The organism is Paenibacillus selenitireducens, assembly GCF_002021565.1.
In the GTDB taxonomy this organism is placed as follows: Bacteria; Bacillota; Bacilli; order Paenibacillales; family Paenibacillaceae; genus Paenibacillus_K; species Paenibacillus_K selenitireducens.
Window position 1 is genome coordinate 45,241 of sequence record NZ_MSZX01000023.1, and the last position, 19,441, is coordinate 64,681.

Annotated in this window: 13 protein-coding genes and 1 pseudogene; 10 read left to right on the forward strand and 4 right to left on the reverse strand. The window is 43.6% G+C overall.

The features are described 5' to 3' along the window. Nucleotides 1-208: 208 nt before the first annotated feature. The 3 genes and pseudogenes from BVG16_RS30800 to BVG16_RS30810 all read right to left on the reverse strand — a co-directional run bounded on the left by BVG16_RS30800 (nucleotide 209) and on the right by BVG16_RS30810 (nucleotide 2,747). Nucleotides 209-1,801, reverse strand: a complete 1,593-nt coding sequence (locus BVG16_RS30800) for an MFS transporter (protein WP_078503025.1) — start codon at nucleotides 1,799-1,801, stop codon at nucleotides 209-211. Beyond that, nucleotides 1,798-2,240, reverse strand: a pseudogene (locus BVG16_RS30805) (SRPBCC family protein). Before BVG16_RS30805 ends, BVG16_RS30800 begins: the two are co-directional and overlap by 4 nt. Before the next feature lie 3 nt (nucleotides 2,241-2,243). Next, complete coding sequence (locus BVG16_RS30810; RefSeq protein ID WP_078503042.1) at nucleotides 2,244-2,747, reverse strand: MerR family transcriptional regulator; 504 nt, start codon at nucleotides 2,745-2,747, stop codon at nucleotides 2,244-2,246. Between the two features lie 821 nt (nucleotides 2,748-3,568). Here BVG16_RS30810 and BVG16_RS30825 point away from each other — a divergent pair. From BVG16_RS30825 to ppsA, 10 genes are all read left to right on the forward strand, one after another. Next, nucleotides 3,569-4,549 (forward strand): serine hydrolase domain-containing protein, encoded by a 981-nt coding sequence (locus BVG16_RS30825; RefSeq protein WP_078503027.1) that lies wholly within the window; start codon nucleotides 3,569-3,571, stop codon nucleotides 4,547-4,549. Nucleotides 4,550-5,007: 458 nt separating this feature from the next. After that, complete coding sequence (locus BVG16_RS30830; protein ID WP_078503028.1) at nucleotides 5,008-5,562, forward strand: sigma-70 family RNA polymerase sigma factor; 555 nt, start codon at nucleotides 5,008-5,010, stop codon at nucleotides 5,560-5,562. Next, on the forward strand, nucleotides 5,552-6,916 hold the full coding sequence (locus tag BVG16_RS30835) for a copper amine oxidase N-terminal domain-containing protein (protein ID WP_078503029.1): 1,365 nt from the start codon (nucleotides 5,552-5,554) through the stop codon (nucleotides 6,914-6,916). Before BVG16_RS30830 ends, BVG16_RS30835 begins: the two co-directional genes overlap by 11 nt. A 282-nt stretch (nucleotides 6,917-7,198) precedes the next feature. Then, the gene (locus tag BVG16_RS30840; protein ID WP_078503030.1) at nucleotides 7,199-8,623 is read left to right on the forward strand and encodes a PQQ-dependent sugar dehydrogenase; all 1,425 of its coding nucleotides are present in this window, start codon (nucleotides 7,199-7,201) and stop codon (nucleotides 8,621-8,623) included. A gap of 584 nt (nucleotides 8,624-9,207) precedes the next feature. Beyond that, nucleotides 9,208-11,652: a collagen-like protein gene (locus tag BVG16_RS30845; protein ID WP_233147218.1), complete on the forward strand. Its 2,445-nt coding sequence runs from the start codon at nucleotides 9,208-9,210 to the stop codon at nucleotides 11,650-11,652. A gap of 132 nt (nucleotides 11,653-11,784) precedes the next feature. Continuing rightward, a complete protein-coding gene (locus BVG16_RS30850) occupies nucleotides 11,785-12,894 on the forward strand; it encodes a tetratricopeptide repeat-containing glycosyltransferase family 2 protein (protein ID WP_078503032.1) in 1,110 nt (369 codons plus the stop codon). Further along, nucleotides 12,887-14,467, forward strand: a complete 1,581-nt coding sequence (locus BVG16_RS30855; RefSeq protein WP_078503033.1) for a glycosyltransferase — start codon at nucleotides 12,887-12,889, stop codon at nucleotides 14,465-14,467. Before BVG16_RS30850 ends, BVG16_RS30855 begins: the two co-directional genes overlap by 8 nt. An 18-nt stretch (nucleotides 14,468-14,485) precedes the next feature. Next, nucleotides 14,486-15,337 carry a hypothetical protein gene (locus BVG16_RS30860; protein WP_078503034.1) on the forward strand — a complete coding sequence of 284 codons (852 nt, stop codon included), beginning with the start codon at nucleotides 14,486-14,488 and terminating at the stop codon, nucleotides 15,335-15,337. Nucleotides 15,338-15,349: 12 nt separating this feature from the next. Continuing rightward, nucleotides 15,350-15,589 carry a class I SAM-dependent methyltransferase gene (locus tag BVG16_RS30865; RefSeq protein WP_408635404.1) on the forward strand — a complete coding sequence of 80 codons (240 nt, stop codon included), beginning with the start codon at nucleotides 15,350-15,352 and terminating at the stop codon, nucleotides 15,587-15,589. 425 nt (nucleotides 15,590-16,014) lie between these two features. Then, nucleotides 16,015-18,624 (forward strand): phosphoenolpyruvate synthase, encoded by a 2,610-nt coding sequence (gene ppsA / locus BVG16_RS30870; RefSeq protein ID WP_078503036.1) that lies wholly within the window; start codon nucleotides 16,015-16,017, stop codon nucleotides 18,622-18,624. A 163-nt stretch (nucleotides 18,625-18,787) separates the two neighbouring features. Here the strand turns inward: ppsA and BVG16_RS30875 are convergent. Next, nucleotides 18,788-19,441, reverse strand: a 654-nt coding sequence (locus BVG16_RS30875; protein WP_078503043.1) for an IS3 family transposase, incomplete at its 5' end; no start/stop codon positions are given.

The window sequence follows — 19,441 nt, forward strand, 5'->3', positions numbered from 1 at the left end:
GTACAATTCAACTAACAAAATTCCGAATAAGTGAGTATGCGTGAGAAAACTAAATCGTACCGAGGAAGTTGAAAAACAGAAAAAAGCCGACCAAGACTGTATTGTTCCAGTTTGGGTCGGCTTTGTTGATGCTCCTAGCAAGAATACATTGGTATTGGACAGTGCCCGTACGGGTTGGTCTATTACTTAAGCATGACTTGCAGTGCAACTATCTTGATTCTTTGGCAGCACCAGGTACTGCTTCTGGGATACTGCCGGATTGGCTAGACTGAGTCTCTCCGATTGGTCGTAGGTGCCGAAGCCGCGTAACGACAACGACGATGATAACAAGCATGATTGCGCCGCTGACTGCCGCAACGGCGTGCATCCCGCTCGTAAAGGCTTCGCGGGCCCCCGTGAGCAGTGTCTTGCCGACTTGTTCGGAGAGATCTCCCGCTATAGCCGTGGCACCAGCCAAGCTGTCGCGGGAAGCTTGTATCGCGGACGTCGGCAAGTCGGCGGGAATAGAGTTCGCCACCTGGTTGCGGTAAACGATCGTGCCGATGCTGCCCAAGACTGCAATGCCCAGCGCGAAGGCGAATTCGCCGCTGGTTTGCAACATGGAGGCCGCCGATCCTGCCTTCTCTGGCGGGGCTGAGCCAATAATAAGATCGCTGGACAGGCTCAGTAGCGGTGCTGAACCTATATTGAAGCAGATATACCCGAGCACCAGAAACGTGAGACCTGACTCGACTCCAACCTGGGTTAGCAGAAAACAGCCCGCGGTCGATATCAGTAGTCCCGTTCCGATAAGACGGGCCGGTCGGATCCGGCGTGCGATTAGCGGTGAGAAAAACATACCGACCATCGAGGCAATTACCCCAGGGAACATATACAACCCTGCCTGAAGTGGCGACATTCCTTGCACGAATTGGAGGTACTGCGCGATGAAGAGCATGGTCGCTCCTGTCAGTGTAATACCGAACATACCCCCCAGTGCAGCGCTGAATCCAGGACTCGCGAGCAGGCGTAAATCGAGTAGGGGACTCGTCAGTCTGCGCTGCCGCAACACAAACACCGTTCCTAGGACGACACCCGCTAGTATTAACAGCGCAGGCATCATCTGCAGACCGTACTTGGCGATTTCCTTGAGGCCGTATATGATCGGCAGGATGGCGCCCAGAGATAAAGCAACACTGGTCAAATCCAGCCGGCCGGATTCGGGGTGCCGGTATTCAGGCAGCAACATGGGTCCGGTTATTAGTAGAAGCAACATGACCGGCACGCCCAGAAGGAACACCGAGCCCCACCAGAAGTGATCTAGCATGATACCTCCAACCACAGGCCCGAGCGCCATGCCGCCCATAGAGCACGTTAACCATATGCCGATGGCAAGAGAGCGCTGCTTATGGTCACGGAACATGTTGCTAATCAAGGCTAGAGTAGAAGGCGATACAGTCGCTCCGGCTATACCGAGTATTGCGCGGGCCGCAATGAGCATCTCAGCGCTTCGGGAGAATGCAGCCAATATCGAGGCTATCACGAATGCGCTCCCGCCGATCAACAGCAGTTTACGGCGACCGATCCGATCTCCCAGCGTCCCCATGGTGATCAAGAACCCGGCGAGCATGAATCCGTAGATGTCGATGATCCACAACTGCTGAGCGCTATCGGCGCCGAGGTCGGCACCAATGTGCGGCAGTGCGAGAATCATTACAGAGAGATCAATCGAGACAAGAAGGGCGGGTAAGGCCAGTACCGCGAGCCCGATCCATTCACGCATGCCGGCCATCATCTCATTTCCATGCAAGGCGTTCTTCATTCGTTCTGCAGCTCCACGCCCAGCTTATCTAACATAAATTTTGTGCCTTGCTCGCGTTGTTCTGGTATATCGTAACCATCGAAGAAAGCTCCTTGTTCGGTATAGATAAGTTGAGTACTGTTGCCCGATTGCTTTATTTCTACTGTCGTCACGGAAACCGACATCCGTGTCTCTCCTTGATCCAGGGTGTAAGTATAAACGATGCGACTGTCCTGAACGATCTCATGGTAGCAAGCGTCGAAAGTGTAAATCGGACCGTTCGGCGGGCCGCCGCGGGGTTGATTTCTCGACCACCAACCCGGAAGTTGAACTCATCGGCTTTCGGGAACCACCGGGCTTTGGCCGACGGATCCGACCAGGCGAAGAATACCTGCTCGGGCGATGCATTATAATTTTTCTCGATAACAAAGGTAGAGTACTTTACAGATCGTTCATTCATGGTTTATTTTGTCCTCCCTTGGGAAGCGTCATCTGGATGCTCGCCAAGATAATCGCCAAGTCGGTCGAGATGGGATCTCCAGATCGCTTCCCGCTCGGCAAGATATTTATGATGGCTCTTCCTCATGGCGCTCAATATTTTGGTGAATTCTTGAACGGTCAACGGTTCTTTTCTCTGTATAAGGCTTGTTACATGCTCTAATTCCTGTAAAAGTTTTTGTTGTAAGCTTATACTTTCTTTCAGACGCTCAATTTGAAGGGAAACAATGTCGAACAGGCTGAAATGATTGCCAGCATTAACGGACTTGATCTGCTCCAACGACAAGCCGAGCTCTTTCAATGACAGAATTTGCTGTAGGCGTGCAATATCGGATTCGGTATAGATCCTGTGTCCGGATTCTGTATGACCAGATGGCGAGTACAAACCGATCTGGTCGTAGTATCGCAATGTTCGAACCGTTAATCCCGCTAATTTCGCAAGTTCTCCAACTTTCCACTCCCGTTTCATGATCATCCCCTTTTTTCGCGCGAGGTTTTTACCGGTATCCACATCATAAGACCTTCCGTTACGTAAGTTTCAAGTGCAAAATGAAATTTTTTAAATATATGTATGAAAATAGGGTGTTTTTCTTTAGGGAACTGGAGCCTGTTGGCCCCCGAAATACTCCCAATAATTCGGAAGGTAAAGACGACCTAATCTGTGGACTCGACTTAGTACTAAAGAGAATGTCCGGATGGGATGAGAAAGTCGATACTATAAACCCCAATTATAAAGTCAGATATGACGGTTTTGGCTGGCTGAACTCGCGGGAGTGGTTCGATCTTGTCGCTATGCGCTTCCGCCATCACCTGCATCAGAAGAGTGAACTAGAACAAAAGCTTAAGGTATGAATGGATTAACCCGAAACGAGAAGGGGTGTAAGTATGGAGCCTTTAGGGTCGAGGAATGTCAATGTTATTACCTTGTTCGTTGAGGATCTGAAAGACGCGAAGTCGTCTATCAAGAGGTCTTTGGCCTCTCTGTCGTGTTTGAAGACGACAAATCTGCAGTATTCAACTTCAGAAATATGAGTATTAATCTGTTGAAAATGTCTTGCGCGCAGGAGCTTATCGATCCTGGAACGGTCGCAAGCGAATATGCCGATAGTGCTCAAAATGGATGTGCTGTCATTAAGCTAATGGGCAAGATAGTTGAGATACAAAATGAAAAGGGAGGTCCAAACGGACCTCCCTAATTCAATTATAACATAATGGTGAAATAACTATAAGTCTTGAATTTACAATTAATGCCTGTAAAATTGTGTTATAAATTGTTAGGAGGAATGTCTATTGCAATTATTAACACTTCAGATAGATGAGTTATTATCCACATTGCAGGATAATAATGAATTTAGTGGAAGCGTGTTGCTCGCCAAAGAAAGTAAAATCATTTTCAATCGTGGATATGGGTTTGCGAACCGAGAGCACCAAGTAATGAATTCTACTGATACAAAATTCAGAATTGGATCGATAACGAAACAGTTTACAGCTATGGCAATTATGATGTTGGTTGAACAAGGGATACTGAGAGTTGAAGAAAATCTAGTTAGGTTTACCCCTTCATTCAGTTATGCAGATCAGATAACAATTCATCATTTATTGACCCACACATCCGGTATCCCCAATATAACTCAAATCCCAAATTTTTTAGAGATCATGAAGCAGCCTGCAACACTTGAGAAATCAATAAATTTATTCTTAAACTTAGAACCTGATTTCAAATCTGGATCTAGATTCCAGTACACGAATTCGGGATACATTTTATTAGCTTACATTATTGAAAATTCCACAGGTTTATCTTATGGAGAATTTTTAAAACAATATATCTTTGAGCCTTTAAATATGATAAATACAGGCTGTGACGACCACAAAGAAATCATTTTACATAGAGCACAAGGTTATGAATTCGATTCTTGCCTAGTTAATGCCGCATACATTGATATGACGCTTCCAGTAGGTGGCGGTAATCTATATTCAACAACTGGTGATTTATTTAAGTGGGATCAGGCGTTATATACGGAATGCCTAGTAAAAAAAGAAACCCTCGAAAAAATGTTCAGTTCTTATGATTTTGGCTATGGTTACGGTTGGTTTATAAACAACAATGAAAACGGAAGACAAATACATCACGGTGGTGGAATAGTTGGTTTTAAAAATAAAATAACTCGTTTAGTTGATGAACGCGTAACTTTAATCATATTAAATAACTTGTCAACAGTAGATGTTGATAAACTAAGTCATGAGATTCTAAGAATTTACTCGTTAACATAGTAACCAGCTGCATAGAAGTCTGATCACTGCACAAATTTCAAAGAGTTCAAAGCTCTTAAGTGCTGCTTAATGCGAAGGCTACCGCCAAGTTCGGTAGCCTTCATTTATTATTTCATAGGATCGAAAACAGTATATCTAAACTCAAAAACAAGAAAAGTAGAAGTGATAAATTAGATAAATACAACGATTGATTGTGACACAAGCCATTTGTCGAATGTCAAAAATATAGTCCGATTGCCGAACCTTTTGGATCAGCAGATGAAAATGAATTTCTGAATGTTTAGATAGTTTATGTTTGTAGGTTTAATCCAACGCTAGTGATTTAAAATACAAAATATTAATTAAAGTGTAACCATATTATATTTTTTGTGTATTTAGTTATGTAACGGTTACGGTTAATACATAATGCATTATGAAAAACAAGTACCACTACATCACACAAGAACGGATTGAGGAAGATGAATGAACGTAAACTTCTAATACATTTAAAAAGGAAAAAAAGAGGCGCTCTCGATGAAGCGATTACGATCTACACCGGCTATGTTGCGACCATCGTGTATAACATTATTGGGAACATCATGTCAAAAGAAGATATGGAAGAAGTGATCTCCGATGTGTTCATATTACTGTGGAATCATGCTGAGAAGTTAGACGAAAGCCGTCAAAGCATTAAGGGCTATTTAGGTGCCATCGCTCGGAATTGCGCAAAAAATAAACTCAGAGGGTTGAATTCCGATTTAAGCATTGATGAATATGATGTGCTTTTTGCAGAAGTCAATTTTGAGGAAGAAATAGAACAAAAAGAAAGAGCAGCGCTTCTTTTAAAAGCCATAGACAGTATGGAGGAGTCTGAAAGAGAGATTTTCAAACGATATTATTTTCATGATGAGAAGATCGGCAGTATTGCCGAAAATATGAAAATGACTGCTTCTTCCGTCAAAATAAAGCTGTTCAGAGGACGCAAGAATTTAAAGATGAATCTGATCGAAAAGGGGTACGAATATGAAAATTAAGCTAAACAAAGCTCATTCGATTGATCATTTGATCGATGAAGAAACCCTGAATCTAACAGGCATAACTTCGAAAGATATTAAACGCAGAGTTAACCAAAGATTGAATGCCAAACCACAAGAAAAGAGATTGTATATGAAATATAGATTAACAAAATTTGCAATCGTTACAACGGCTATTTTAACATTGGGGGTAGGGTCGGTTTTCGCCACGAGTAATATTGATTTGCTGAAAGAGCTTCTTAGGGGAGATACCAACATATTACAAAAAGAGGTACGTAATCCAAATACAAGCATTCAAAATGATGAATATAAGGTTACACTGGAACAAGTGTTGGCAGCCCCTCACGATGCGATCATAGTGTTCTCTGTAGAAGGCTTAACAAAGGAGGCAACAAATGCTTTAGAAACAAATTCGATGTTTTTATTTGAGAGTACTATTACGTTAAAAACAACTCCTGGGTCAGAAACTAAAAACAATGGCTATGGGCAATCTAGTTTTGGGGACAAAAATACTTTTAATAAAAAGTATTTTGCTTTAGAGGTGGATGCTATCGATAATCCCAAACAAGAGCCGATGAGGTTATACCTGGATAAGGTTAAATCACCGGAGCTATTTATTACAGTCCCAATGGACAGTAATATTCAAACATTGGATTTTCAAATGAATCAGGAAGCCGAGGCTAATGGTAAGAAATATACGATAGAGCATATGGGCATTAACAGTATCAGTATGGTTATCGATTCGAGAGGTTGGAACAGTATAGAAGACGCTTTGATGCCTGAAATCTTTTTCAAAATGTCAGATGGTACGATTAAAACTAAAAATCAACTGGTTAATAATTATAAATCCTCAAGTTCTATACTAACTGCTGATCAGGATGGGCTTTACCGCTTTTATTTCAGATTCAAAGAAATTATGGATTTAAACGATATTCAATCCGTTATTATTGATAATATGGAATACACTCTAAACAAAAAAGTTGAGCCAAAACCGGTCGTGATCGATGAAAAGCTGCATCGTTTTGAAAGCAGAATAATCGAATTCGAAAGAACAGAAAAAGACGGCCCCCTTATGTCGGTGGATGATATTTGTAAAGGATTAGGAGCAGAATATTCTTGGGATAATCAGAACGCTAAACTGGTATTAACATATAGGGGCACTACTTTAGAATTAACAGCAGGTAGTAGTACGGCCATTGTTAACGGACAAGAAATTCCATTAAAAGAAAGAGATTACGAAGGCGTTAATATGCAAAACGGAGAATTGAGTATACCGCCGTATCTTATAGAAGATTACTTTGATGTTGACTATACACTTAAATATTCTACAAGCATGTGGATTATTTCTCCATAAACAACTATTAACGTAGTACAACAAAAAATCTAACGAAATTAATGCGAAGGCTACCGGCAAGATCGGTAGTCTTCATTTATTATTTCATAGGATCGAAACTGCCAGGATAGCGCAGCAATGCCCTTATATTTATGTATCGATCAACGGAAAATTTGTGGAAACGAATCGGGAATGGAAAGCTGGCCAGGATAGCGCAACGGAGGCTGCCCTAATTTGATACTAATAGAACAGTTCTAATCATATCCTTATAAAAGAAAATAATAAGAAGGGGTGTACAGTTATTTGATAAAAGTTAAGGTTAGTTTACGGCCCATTGTAAGTAAGATAAACTTACCCACTGTTTTGAAAACAACTATACTTCCGGGTGACACAATTGAAAGATTATTTATGGCAACCCAGGTAGGAGAGATCTTTTACATTTGGAACGGGGTTTTAAGGACTTTTTTAGATATTCGCTCACGAATCATAAAACTAGGTGTCTCTAGTGGTGGGTATGATGAACGGGGATTGCTAGGGCTCGCGTTTCATCCCGAATTTTATTATAATGGTCTGTTTTATCTCCATTATTCCGTAGCTGGAACCCAAGGTCCAGGCGCTCTTCCAGGTGCTTTTGAATCTTTTAAGCCTAACCCGTGTGATGCTAGAACCTTAAACCTAAAGTGGATAAATAGAGAAATTCAATATGATCATATTGATACAGTTGAAGAATGGATTCTACATTCGAATGGTCAACCTCAAAGACGGCGGACATTACTTCATATAAGAAGACCATTTTTAAATCATAATGGTGTCAATAGCTTAAACTTTTCACCTGAAACAGGAAAACTTGTTTTGACAACCGGAGATGGCGGATCAGGCTATGATCCATTTAATTTAAGCCAAGATGATATGGAAATCGCAGGTAAAATAATTGAAATTGATGTCGTTAAGAATACATTTATCGATAATCCGCCTGTAGTTACACGTTTTAATGAGCTACCCGTACCTATTCAGGAAACGCTTACGGTAATTGCCAAAGGAGTTCGCAATATACCAGGCATTTCATTTCAAAGGTTTTATAATCAGTATGTCAAATACGTAGGAAATGTCGGACAGGATCTCGTAGAGTCGATTTTTTCATTCATTCATTATAAACCCTTACCGGTTACTCAGCTTGTTCAAGCTTTTTTAATGGATTCTGAACCTGACCAAGAAGGATTTATTAACTTAGGCTGGCGAGGGTGGGAAGGGGCTTTTCCTACTTCGATAATAACAAGCTGCTCTGCAAATCCGGCTTTGAATTCGAAAACAATTGCTTATTACGATGAAGCAGTAAAAACTTCAGTGCGGCGTCTTCAGCCTCTAACTAGTTATTTTCATAAAGATCCCCGAATCGATAAGTTTGGAGCAACTGCACTTACAGGAGTCCAGCCATATATGGGAAATGAAATCCCCGATTTAAGGGGGAACGTTGTGTTTACCGATCTAGCTCGGGCTAAAGAATCTCAACTTCCGGTAAGAGGGGTTTTAGCTTATACGAGGGTAAGAACAGATTGTAAACTAAATGATTTTAGTGTTATTGAAACCGATTATAATTTTGGGTCTCAATCAGCTTATTATGTTAGTTTGGGAACGAATCTGGATCAAACCAGATTATATTTAGGGGTTTATGACTCGATGAAAGTGGCTGATTCTTACCAAGGTACTGTTTATGAAATTGTTCCATAATTCATAACTATATAGTTCGATTTAATAATCTGCATTCAGCACGAGGATGGCGATCTTTACACAGGTTAATGCAGCAGTACTGAAAAAAAGGTGAACTTTGAAGGTGAGATGAAACGGATTTCAAACAAGGATTATGATATGGTGATTTTCATTGGAGGAATTGTAGTTGTTGTTCAATTCTTCGATCACAAGTATTGCCGCCAAATGGCGGCTTTTTTCTTTTCAGCACGGGAAGGGTAACCAACTTATTATTTTATCACCGAAAAATGGAGCTATATAATGTGTATGACATGTCCAATGACACAAATGTTCCAAAATATTAGTCGCACTTTATTGATCTAACGGGCATTTCGTAAAGATTAAAAATGTCAATAAAAATGTACATGTTTCATGAGTTATCTACTCACATAAGCTGTGATAATCGAAATAATACCATAAGTTTGATAAAACTTTGCATTATTATAGCTGAGTTTTAACTCTCTTCTTAAGAAAGGCGTGTATTTATGGTCGTCGTAAGATATTATCCTTTAAATGCACTACCTTCTTGTCTAATACCACCGAAAAGTTGTCGAAGCATTTTCCCTGTGTTACCTACACCGATAAATACAGGAGCTACTGGTGCAACTGGAGCTACAGGACCAACGGGAGCTACAGGAGCCACTGGTGCAACCGGAGCTACAGGTGCAACGGGAGCAACGGGCGCCACTGGTGCAACCGGAGCCACAGGACCAACCGGAGCTACGGGAGATACTGGAGCAACAGGTGCAACAGGTGCAACGGGTGCCACTGGGGCAACGGGAGCAACGGGAGCGACGGGAGCAACGGGAGTAACTGGAGCAACAGGACCTACTGGAGCTACTGGTCCAACTGGAGCCACTGGAGCAGCTGGAGCTACTGGTGCTACTGGTGCTACTGGGGCAACGGGAGCAACCGGAGCTACTGGAGCCACTGGTGCAACGGGTGCAATCGGAGTTACAGGAGCAACGGGAGCCACTGGAGCTACAGGTCCAACGGGAGTTACGGGAGCTACCGGAGCTACAGGAGCCACTGGTGCAACGGGTGCAATCGGAGTTACAGGAGCAACAGGTGCAACAGGACCAACAGGAGCAACGGGAGCTACTGGTGAAACTGGCGCCACTGGTGCAACGGGAACTACTGGTGCTACTGGTGAAACTGGCACCACTGGTGCAACCGGAGTTACAGGAGCAACTGGAGCTACAGGTCCAACTGGGGCAACTGGGGCAACAGGAGCCTCTGGTGCAACAGGAGACACTGGTGTAACGGGAGCTACAGGAGCTACGGGTACCACTGGATCTACTGGCCCAACGGGAGCCACAGGTGCAACGGGAGCCACTGGATCTACTGGCCCAACGGGAGCCACAGGTGCAACTGGTACAACAGGAGCTACTGGAGCAACGGGAACAACTGGTGCAACAGGAACAACAGGAACAACAGGAACAACAGGAACAACAGGAACAACAGGAGCAACTGGCGCCACAGGTGCAACTGGGACAACAGGAGCAACGGGAACAACTGGTGCAACTGGAGCTACTGGAGCAACAGGTGCAACAGGAACAACAGGAGCAACTGGCGCAACAGGAGCTACAGGTTCAACAGGAGCTACAGGTTCAACAGGAACAACAGGAGCAACTGGCGCCACAGGAGCTACAGGTTCAACAGGAGCTACAGGAGCTACTGGTGCAACGGGTGCAACTGGAGCCACCGGAGCAACAGGATCTACTGGAGCCACAGGTCCAACAGGTCCAACAGGTCCAACAGGAGCTACTGGAGTAACGGGTGCAACAGGTGTAACAGGAGCAACGGGTCCAACAGGTCCAACAGGAGCTACTGGAGTAACGGGAGCCACTGGTGCAACCGGAACAACAGGAGCAACTGGCGCCACTGGTGCAACCGGAACAACAGGAGCAACTGGCGCCACTGGTGCAACCGGAGCTACTGGAGCTACTGGAGCCACTGGAGCAACTGGTGCAATCGGAGCTACCGGAGCTACCGGAGCAACGGGAGCTACAGGACCAACAGGAGCTACAGGAGCTACTGGCTCAACTGGAGCTACAGGTCCAACGGGAGCTACAGGACCAACAGGACCAACAGGACCAACAGGACCAACAGGACCAACAGGACCAACAGGACCAACTGGTGCAACGGGTGCAACCGGAGCAGCGGGTGCAACGGGAGCCACAGGTCCAACAGGAGCTACTGGAGTAACGGGTGCTACTGGTGTAACGGGAGCTACTGGAACAACGGGTCCAACTGGAGCTACTGGAGCCACTGGTACAACTGGAGCAACCGGAGCAACTGGTGCAACAGGATCTACAGGAGCAACGGGAACAACGGGAGCTACAGGACCAACAGGAGCTACTGGAGTAACGGGTGCAACTGGTGTAACAGGAGCTACTGGCTCAACTGGAGCTACAGGACCAACGGGAGCTACAGGACCAACAGGACCAACAGGACCAACAGGACCAACAGGAGCTACTGGAGTAACAGGAGCAACCGGAGCAACTGGTGCAACGGGAGCCACAGGTCCAACTGGAGCTACTGGTGCAACGGGTCCAACAGGAGCTACAGGAGTAACTGGTGCTACTGGTGTAACGGGTCCAACCGGAGCAACAGGAGGACCCTTCCTACAATTACAAGTATCCGAGAATACGCCAAATACAACAGGGAGTTCAGCCATCCCGTTAAGCGCTGTCGCAACTACATTAAAAACCATCACAATAACGGGAGTTCCTACAGGAAGTCGCATTTGGTTAACCGGAATCGTTGGATGGGAGTCTACGGCTGGCACTACATTACTTCAACTACAAATCCTCCGAGGGGCAACGATAATTTTTAGCATTAATCAGCATGCAGTCGGAAATAACACATTTGGAGCAACCAGTGTTGAGCACGTTGATCTAACCCCTGGAACTGGAAATGTTACGTATTCGTTAGATGCACTAACTATTGTCGGATCAGGAAATGCTATTGGTGGAATCACTTTTATTGGGTCTTTAATACAGCCTTAGGCAACAAGCGGCTAATCCTTTGCGGATTGGTCGCTTTTTATTTCCCTAGGGTTAACTTTTATAGAAATAAAGGAGAAATGAAGGTTCACATGGGCATCTCCCCATGAATATACCTATTATGAGGTGAGTAATTTGGTTTCCATTAGTCTTTGTATGATTGTAAAAAACGAAGAGGATAGTATCGATCGATGCTTAAGCTCTGTTCAGGATATCGTTGATGAAATCATTATAGTAGACACAGGGTCGACCGACGACACTAAGGAAATTGTACGTAAGTATACGGATCAAATTTTCGATTTCGAATGGATTGACGATTTCGCAGCCGCACGTAATTATGCTTTTAGTTGCGGTACAAAAGACTATATCTTTTGGTTGGACGCAGATGACATATTAAAAGATGAAGACCGTAAGAAATTCTCCACTCTAATAGGGGGACTCGATCAATCCGTTGATTCTGTTACGATGGATTATTATTTGGCTTTCGATGAATATGGAAACGTGACTTCAAGCGTTAGACGTAACCGTCTTGTAAAGAGGGGAAATCAATTTCGATGGATTGGTGCCGTGCACGAATACCTCGAAGTTTGGGGTAACATTTTGAATAGTGATGTTGCCATCACACATAGCAGCCTCCAACATGATAGCGACCGAAATCTTAGAATTTACGAAAAACGGTTGCTCCGCGGCGAAGATTTTTCGCCTAGGGATTTATATTACTTTGCCAATGAACTCGTTGATCACCGGATGTACGAACAAGCGATATGTTATTACGATAAATTTTTGGCCACGGGAAAGGGATGGATCGAAGATAATATTTCTTCCTGCGGGAAGCTAGCAGACTGTTATCACGAGCTCGGTAATCAGGAACAGGAGCTGGCATCTTCATTACGCTCCTTTCAATATGGTAGTCCCCGCGCCGAATTTTGTTGCCGCTTGGGATTTCATTTCTTGCAGCATGAGGACATTCAAACAGCGATATTCTGGTATAGACTGGCTACCCAACTCGAACAGTCAGGAGACAACTGGGGGTTTTTCAATCCTGTATGCTCGACCTGGCTTCCCCATCTACAGCTCTGCGTATGTTACGACCGAATTGGTGAATACGAATTAGCCCACGATCATAATGAGATTGCCCGTAGCTACCGACCGACTGACCCAAGTGTCTTGCAAAATAAATTGTATTTGGAATCCGTCTTAAGCCATTACGATAAGGTAAAAGCTGGAGGGGATCGTCATGAATGACAAGAAGCGTGTGTTAATCGGAAGTCCCGTCCATCAAAAACCGGCTATTCTACGCGAATTTTCAATCTCTTTGCATCGTTTAAGGCATGAACATATGGAATTCGGATATTTATTTATTGACGATAACCAGGACGAAGATGCAAGTGAAATGCTTCGAGACTTCGCTAAGGCAGTGGACCATGTTACGGTTATGGCATCCGGGCAACGGGATGAGTATTCTCGTAATGAAACCACACATTTTTGGAACGAACATCTTATTTGGAAAGTGGCAGAATTTAAAAATACTATGATCCAACATGCCACTGATGAACAGTACGATTATTTGTTTCTAGTCGATTCCGATTTGCTGTTGCATCCCGGAACGGTTGAACAACTGGTCGCTACGGGGAAAGATATCGTGTCGGAAATTTTTTGGTCCTCATGGCAGTCGGATTCTGCGCCTCAGCCCCAAGTATGGCTTCGTGACGAGTATACGCAGTGGGAACAGCAACGGGGTGAGGATTTATGCGATGAGGAAATCGCCGTCCGTTACAATCAATTTATTTCTCAATTAAAAGTTCCAGGGGTATATGAGGTAGGAGGGTTAGGAGCCTGTACTCTTATCAGTCGTCATGCGTTAGTCACCGGAGTGAACTTCAAGTCTATTAAGAACCTTTCCTTTTGGGGGGAGGATCGCCATTTCTGTGTTCGTGCCGCTGCAATCGGGTTTTCATTATATGTTGACACTCATTTTCCAGCTTATCATATTTATCGGGAATCTGATCTATTCGGGGTTGAAAGGTTCAAATACGAGACTTGTGAACCTACCAAAAAGCAGGATTTAGGGCTGTTATCCGAAAGCATTGGTCAAATGTCAGAACCCCCTATAAAACGAGGACGGGTTAAATTGACATTGACGATGGTGGTCAAGAACGAGGAAAAACGGTATTTGAAGCAAGTACTTAAGGAACACCGGAAATATATCGATGAGGCGGTGATTATCGATGACGGCAGCGAAGATAACACGGTTGACGTTTGCCTCGACGTGTTGCAGGGGATACCCGTTAGGTTGGTAAGGAACGCCATGTCAAAGTTTAGCAACGAGGTCGATTTACGAAAGCAACAATGGAAGGAAACGGTGAAAACAGAGCCCGGTTGGATTTTGAATCTCGATGCGGATGAAACATTTGAGGGCCGGTTTGACAGTGAGATTCATCAACTGATACAGCAAAACGATATCGACTTATTTTGTTTTCGGCTCTTCGATTTTTGGAACGAAACCCATTACAGAGAGGACCATCTTTGGCGATCGCACTTGACCTATCGTCCGTTTTTGCTCCGTTACCGTTCTGATTTTGTATACAAATGGAGGGAGACTCCGCAACATTGCGGGCGGTTCCCTGAGAATGTATTCGAGCTTCCCCACCGTTTATCGGAGCTCCGATTGAAGCACTTTGGATGGTCTAAACCCGAAGACCGTCTTGAAAAATACCAAAGATATATGCTGCTCGATCCGGAAGCGAAATATGGATGGATGGAGCAGTATCTATCCATATTGGATGAAAAACCGAACCTGATTCCATGGATCGAATAAGAGGGAGAGACGCTTGCTATGAAGATTGTTCATACCATGCCTTTATTGATCCGTGGCGAATTTTCATATGAGGACGATCTCAGGATGGCCAAGACATGTTTTGAAAGCTTACGTGCGTCGGAGGATTGTCTCGTTGTTTTATATAACCAAGGGTGTTTATGCAATGATGATTTAAGGGGAATTCTAACTTCTTACGGCTTATCGGCGGTAATTCTTGGCCATGGTGAGAACATAGGTATCGCACGGGCCAGACAAACCTGTTTTGAGTACATTTGGGAGCATTGTGGAGACGTTGAATACATTTCTGAAATTCATGTCGATATGGTATTTCCTCCAAATTGGCATGTGCCGCTAGTTGATTATTTAGCAAGCTCCGATGAACCAATGATCTCCCCTGGAATTGTGACCATGTACGGTGAACTTCAACCCATCAGTGAGGAAATAGCGATTCCTGATAACGCTGCGGCATTGATAGCTTTACTGGGTGATTTGAATCGGGAAGAAATTCGAGAGGGATTTGTCCATCCTGTTGTTCATAAAGCGAGCATTTTACGAGAAATTGGGGGGTACGATACTCGGTTTTTGCGGGGGAAACAAGGGTACGAGGACGATAGTTTGCTATTGGGTTATTTATATTATATGGGGACCCGAAGCAACTGGAGGCCTAAGTGTTATCTGAAATCTTGGGTGTATCATGCTACGATGGCGCAACGAATGTCCCTACCCGATAAACATTTGGAATTTGCCTTAAACGAAGAGGGGTTGATTCGCCAATATGGTGCATATGGCTTGAAGAGATTATCGATCATTCATCGAAATCCTTCTGCATTCGAGACTCTTCTTCAAGAGATTTTACAACAGTACCGTTAGGAGTGGAGCAAAATCTCTTTACACCTTGCAATGGAAGGTGCTCATGTGACTTTGGTTGATTATTCGGAAAAAGCCTTAGAAAATAGTCGGTTGGCTTTTCAGCAAGCGAATTGCGATGGAACCTTTGTCTTATCTGATATTCGAAGGTTGCAAGCTCCTAATAACCAATACGATCTTACCTGGAATGCAGGGGTTATTGAACATTTTACGTTCGATGAAAAAGTAACCATTCTAAAAGAAATGGTGGTATGAGGAACTACCGGATGTGGAAAGGCGTCTTTTTCCCGGATACATACTCGTTAGTGAGGGGACGGTTGAGAACTAACGTATTGATCGCTGGGTTAATGCGGGGAAGTTGAAAGAAAATAGGCACAAGGTAGAGGTAATAAATCAGGATTTCCATAGGCTGCCTAGGACCGCTAGGGAACATGCAGTGACGGAGTTCGGCTCGAACCATGGTTTTTGATGTGACGAATGATAGCGGGAAATCAAAAAAGAACCTGGATAGTTTTATCAGGTTCTTTAATATTGCATATAAATAGACACGATGATATAATCAGATTACGACTTTTTTGTGATAATTGACATAATTAGTTCATCTTACACTTTAATTGTACCATGCCGGTAAACTCTTGTCAAATGTTTTTTCTCAATTTAATGGTTAGGAGAGATGTTGAATGAGTTCTTTGGTTCTCGGTTTTCAGGAAATGGAAAAAATGCAGCTTATGCTCGTTGGCGGAAAAGGGTTAAATTTAGGGCAATTATCAAGAATTGAAGGAATACAAGTACCGGAGGGATTTTGCGTTACAACAGTGGGATATCAAAAAGCCATCGAACAAAACGAAACGTATCATGTTTTTTTGGATCGACTAACCATGCTAAAAGTAGAAGATCGAGATCAAATTGGTGAAATCAGCAGGAAGATCCGACAAATCCTTATGGAAGTAGAAATCCCTTCCGATGTTGTGCAAGCAGTTGCTCACTATCTCTCCCAATTTGGCGAAGAACATGCTTATGCCGTGCGTTCTAGCGCGACTGCTGAAGATTTGCCGCATGCTTCTTTTGCCGGTCAACAAGATACCTTTTTAAATATCATCGGCAAAGATGCGATCTTGCAGCATATCAGCAAATGTTGGGCTTCCCTGTTCACGGAGCGCGCGGTAATCTACCGTATGCAGAATGGATTCGATCACAGGCAAGTTTATTTATCCGTTATCGTTCAAAAGATGGTTTTCCCGCAGGCTTCAGGGATTTTATTTACCGCTGATCCAATTACTTCTAACCGAAAATTGCTATCCATCGATGCCAGTTTTGGACTTGGAGAAGCTCTGGTCTCCGGCTTGGTATCTGCCGATTGTTATAAAGTGCGGGAAGAGGAAATCGTCGAGAAGAGGATCGCAACCAAAAAGTTGGCTATCTATGGAAGGAAAGAAGGCGGAACAGAGACAAAGCAGATCGATCCTGATCAGCAGATGTCTCAAACACTCACTGAGCAACAAATTTTACAGCTGGCACACATCGGAAGACAGATCGAAGCTTATTTTGGTTGCCCGCAAGATATCGAATGGTGTTTGGCTGATGATACATTTTATATTGTCCAGAGTCGGCCGATCACTACTTTATACCCGATCCCTGAAGCGGTTGATCAAGAAAATCACGTCTATCTATCTGTGGGTCATCAACAAATGATGACAGATCCCATAAAACCATTGGGATTGTCTTTTTACCTGTTAATTACTGCTGCACCTATGCGTAAAGCCGGTGGGAGGTTGTTTGTTGATGTTGCACCTAGGCTGGCTACACCTGTCGGCCGGGAAACTTTATTAAATACCATGGGATCCGATCCGCTCATAAAAGGCGCACTCATGACCATAATAGAGCGAGATTTTATAAAATTGTTGCCAGATGATAGAAAAGAACTGAGTCCTGTTAATAGCAGTAAAGAGAGGTCGTCTGCAGGTTTTCAAGCACTAATCGAAAACGATCCGGCAATCGTTTCTGATTTGATTAAGAACAGTCAAACATCGATAGAAGAATTAAAACAAAACATCCAAACGAAATCAGGAGCAGATTTATTTGATTTTATTCTGGAAGATCTCCAGGAATTAAAGAAGATCTTATTTGACCCACATAGTTCAAAGGTTTTTATGACTGCTATGAATGCTTCATCATGGATCAATGAAAAAATGTACGAGTGGTTAGGTGAAAAAAACGCAGCAGATACGCTTTCTCAATCTGTACCAAACAACATTACTTCGGAAATGGGTCTGGCGCTATTGGATGTCGCAGATGTGATTCGTCCTTATCCGGAAGTCATTGATTATTTACAACATGTAAAAGATGATAATTTTTTGGATGAACTGGTTAAGTTTGATGGTGGACAGGAAACTCAAGACGCTATCTATGCTTATCTGGGCAAATACGGAATGCGATGTGCCGGTGAAATCGATATTTCGAGAACTCGTTGGAGTGAAAAACCAATTACACTTGTCCCCATGATTCTCAGTAATATCAAAAACTTTGAGCCTAATGCTGGCAATCGGAAATTTGAGCAAGGGCGACAGGAAGCTTTAGAAAAAGAACAAGAGTTATTAGATCGATTGAAGCAATTACCGGATGGTGAACAAAAAGCTGAAGAGACAAAACGAGTGATCAGCTTAATCCGGAATTTCATCGGTTATCGTGAATATCCAAAATACGGCATGATTAATCGCTACTTCGTTTATAAGCAGGCTCTACTGAAAGAAGCCGAACAACTCGTACAAGCTAGCGTTATTCATGAAAAAGAAGATATATACTATCTCACTTTTGAAGAACTTCACGAAGTCGTACGCACAAATAAACTGGATTATCAGATCATTAGTAAACGAAAAGACGATTACAAATTTTTTGAAAAACTAACTCCCCCACGTGTAATCACGTCTGATGGTGAAATCATTGCGGGTGAGTACAAACGAGAAAATCTGCCAGACAAAGCGATTGTAGGTCTACCAGTTTCTACCGGAGTTATAGAGGGACGAGCACGTGTCATCTTAAACATGGAAGATGCTGATCTGGAAGATGGAGATATATTAGTCACCGTCTTTACTGACCCTGGCTGGACATCATTGTTTGTATCCATTAAAGGCCTGGTCACCGAAGTTGGCGGACTGATGACCCATGGAGCCGTTATCGCGCGTGAATATGGCTTGCCAGCAGTTGTCGGGGTGGAAAATGCTACCAAGCTGATAAAAGACGGGCAGCGAATTCGCGTGAATGGAACAGAAGGGTACATTGAAATATTGTAATGGTTGAATACGTCATCTAAGAATCTCTGTCATGAAGCAACGAACTGAAATTGACGAGTTTGGTATGGTGAATGTCATGTAGTTGATAATTACGTTTCAAAATTTAAGATTTAAAAAACCCCATTTTTGGTCATACCCCTGTCAAGTAGACAGATGAAAAAAGCTAAGCTGCCAACGCGCATCGATATTCAATCGGTGCACGTTGTTTTAATTTGGCTTGAAAACGATGGTAGTTGTAATCGTAAATGTATTCTTCAACCGCTTGCTGAATTTCCGCTCCTGATTTACACTGTTTAAGGTACAGCTTCTCTGTTTTGAGATGCGAAAAGAAGGATTCGATGCATGCGTTATCCAGGCAGGTTGCTTTGCGAGAGTGGCTGCCTTTAACGCCGAACGCCTCTAATCGTGTGTTGTACGCCTGAGACGTATATTGGAAGCCCTGATCCGAATGGAGCACGGCCCCCGAGACGTCTCTTTTTCTTGTCCACTGCGTAACGGTATCCAGCACGAGTTGAACATCGTTACGATCTGACAATTGCCAAGCGACAATCTCGTTGTTGAAAAGATCTTGAATGACGGACAAGTAATGAAAGTTGGTCCCGTCTGAAATATAGGTAATATCGGTCACCATTTTTTGTTGGGGCGCTGTAGCATGGAATTGGCGCTTTAAACGATTCGGATACACAACAGAAGGTGTGTAACTGGACTGCTTCCGCTTCTTTCGAATGACCGATTGGATCGACAGCTCCCGCATCAATCGCCATACTTTCTTGTGATTCACATTGTAGCCTGCCTCCCACAAGGCGGTCGTCATGCG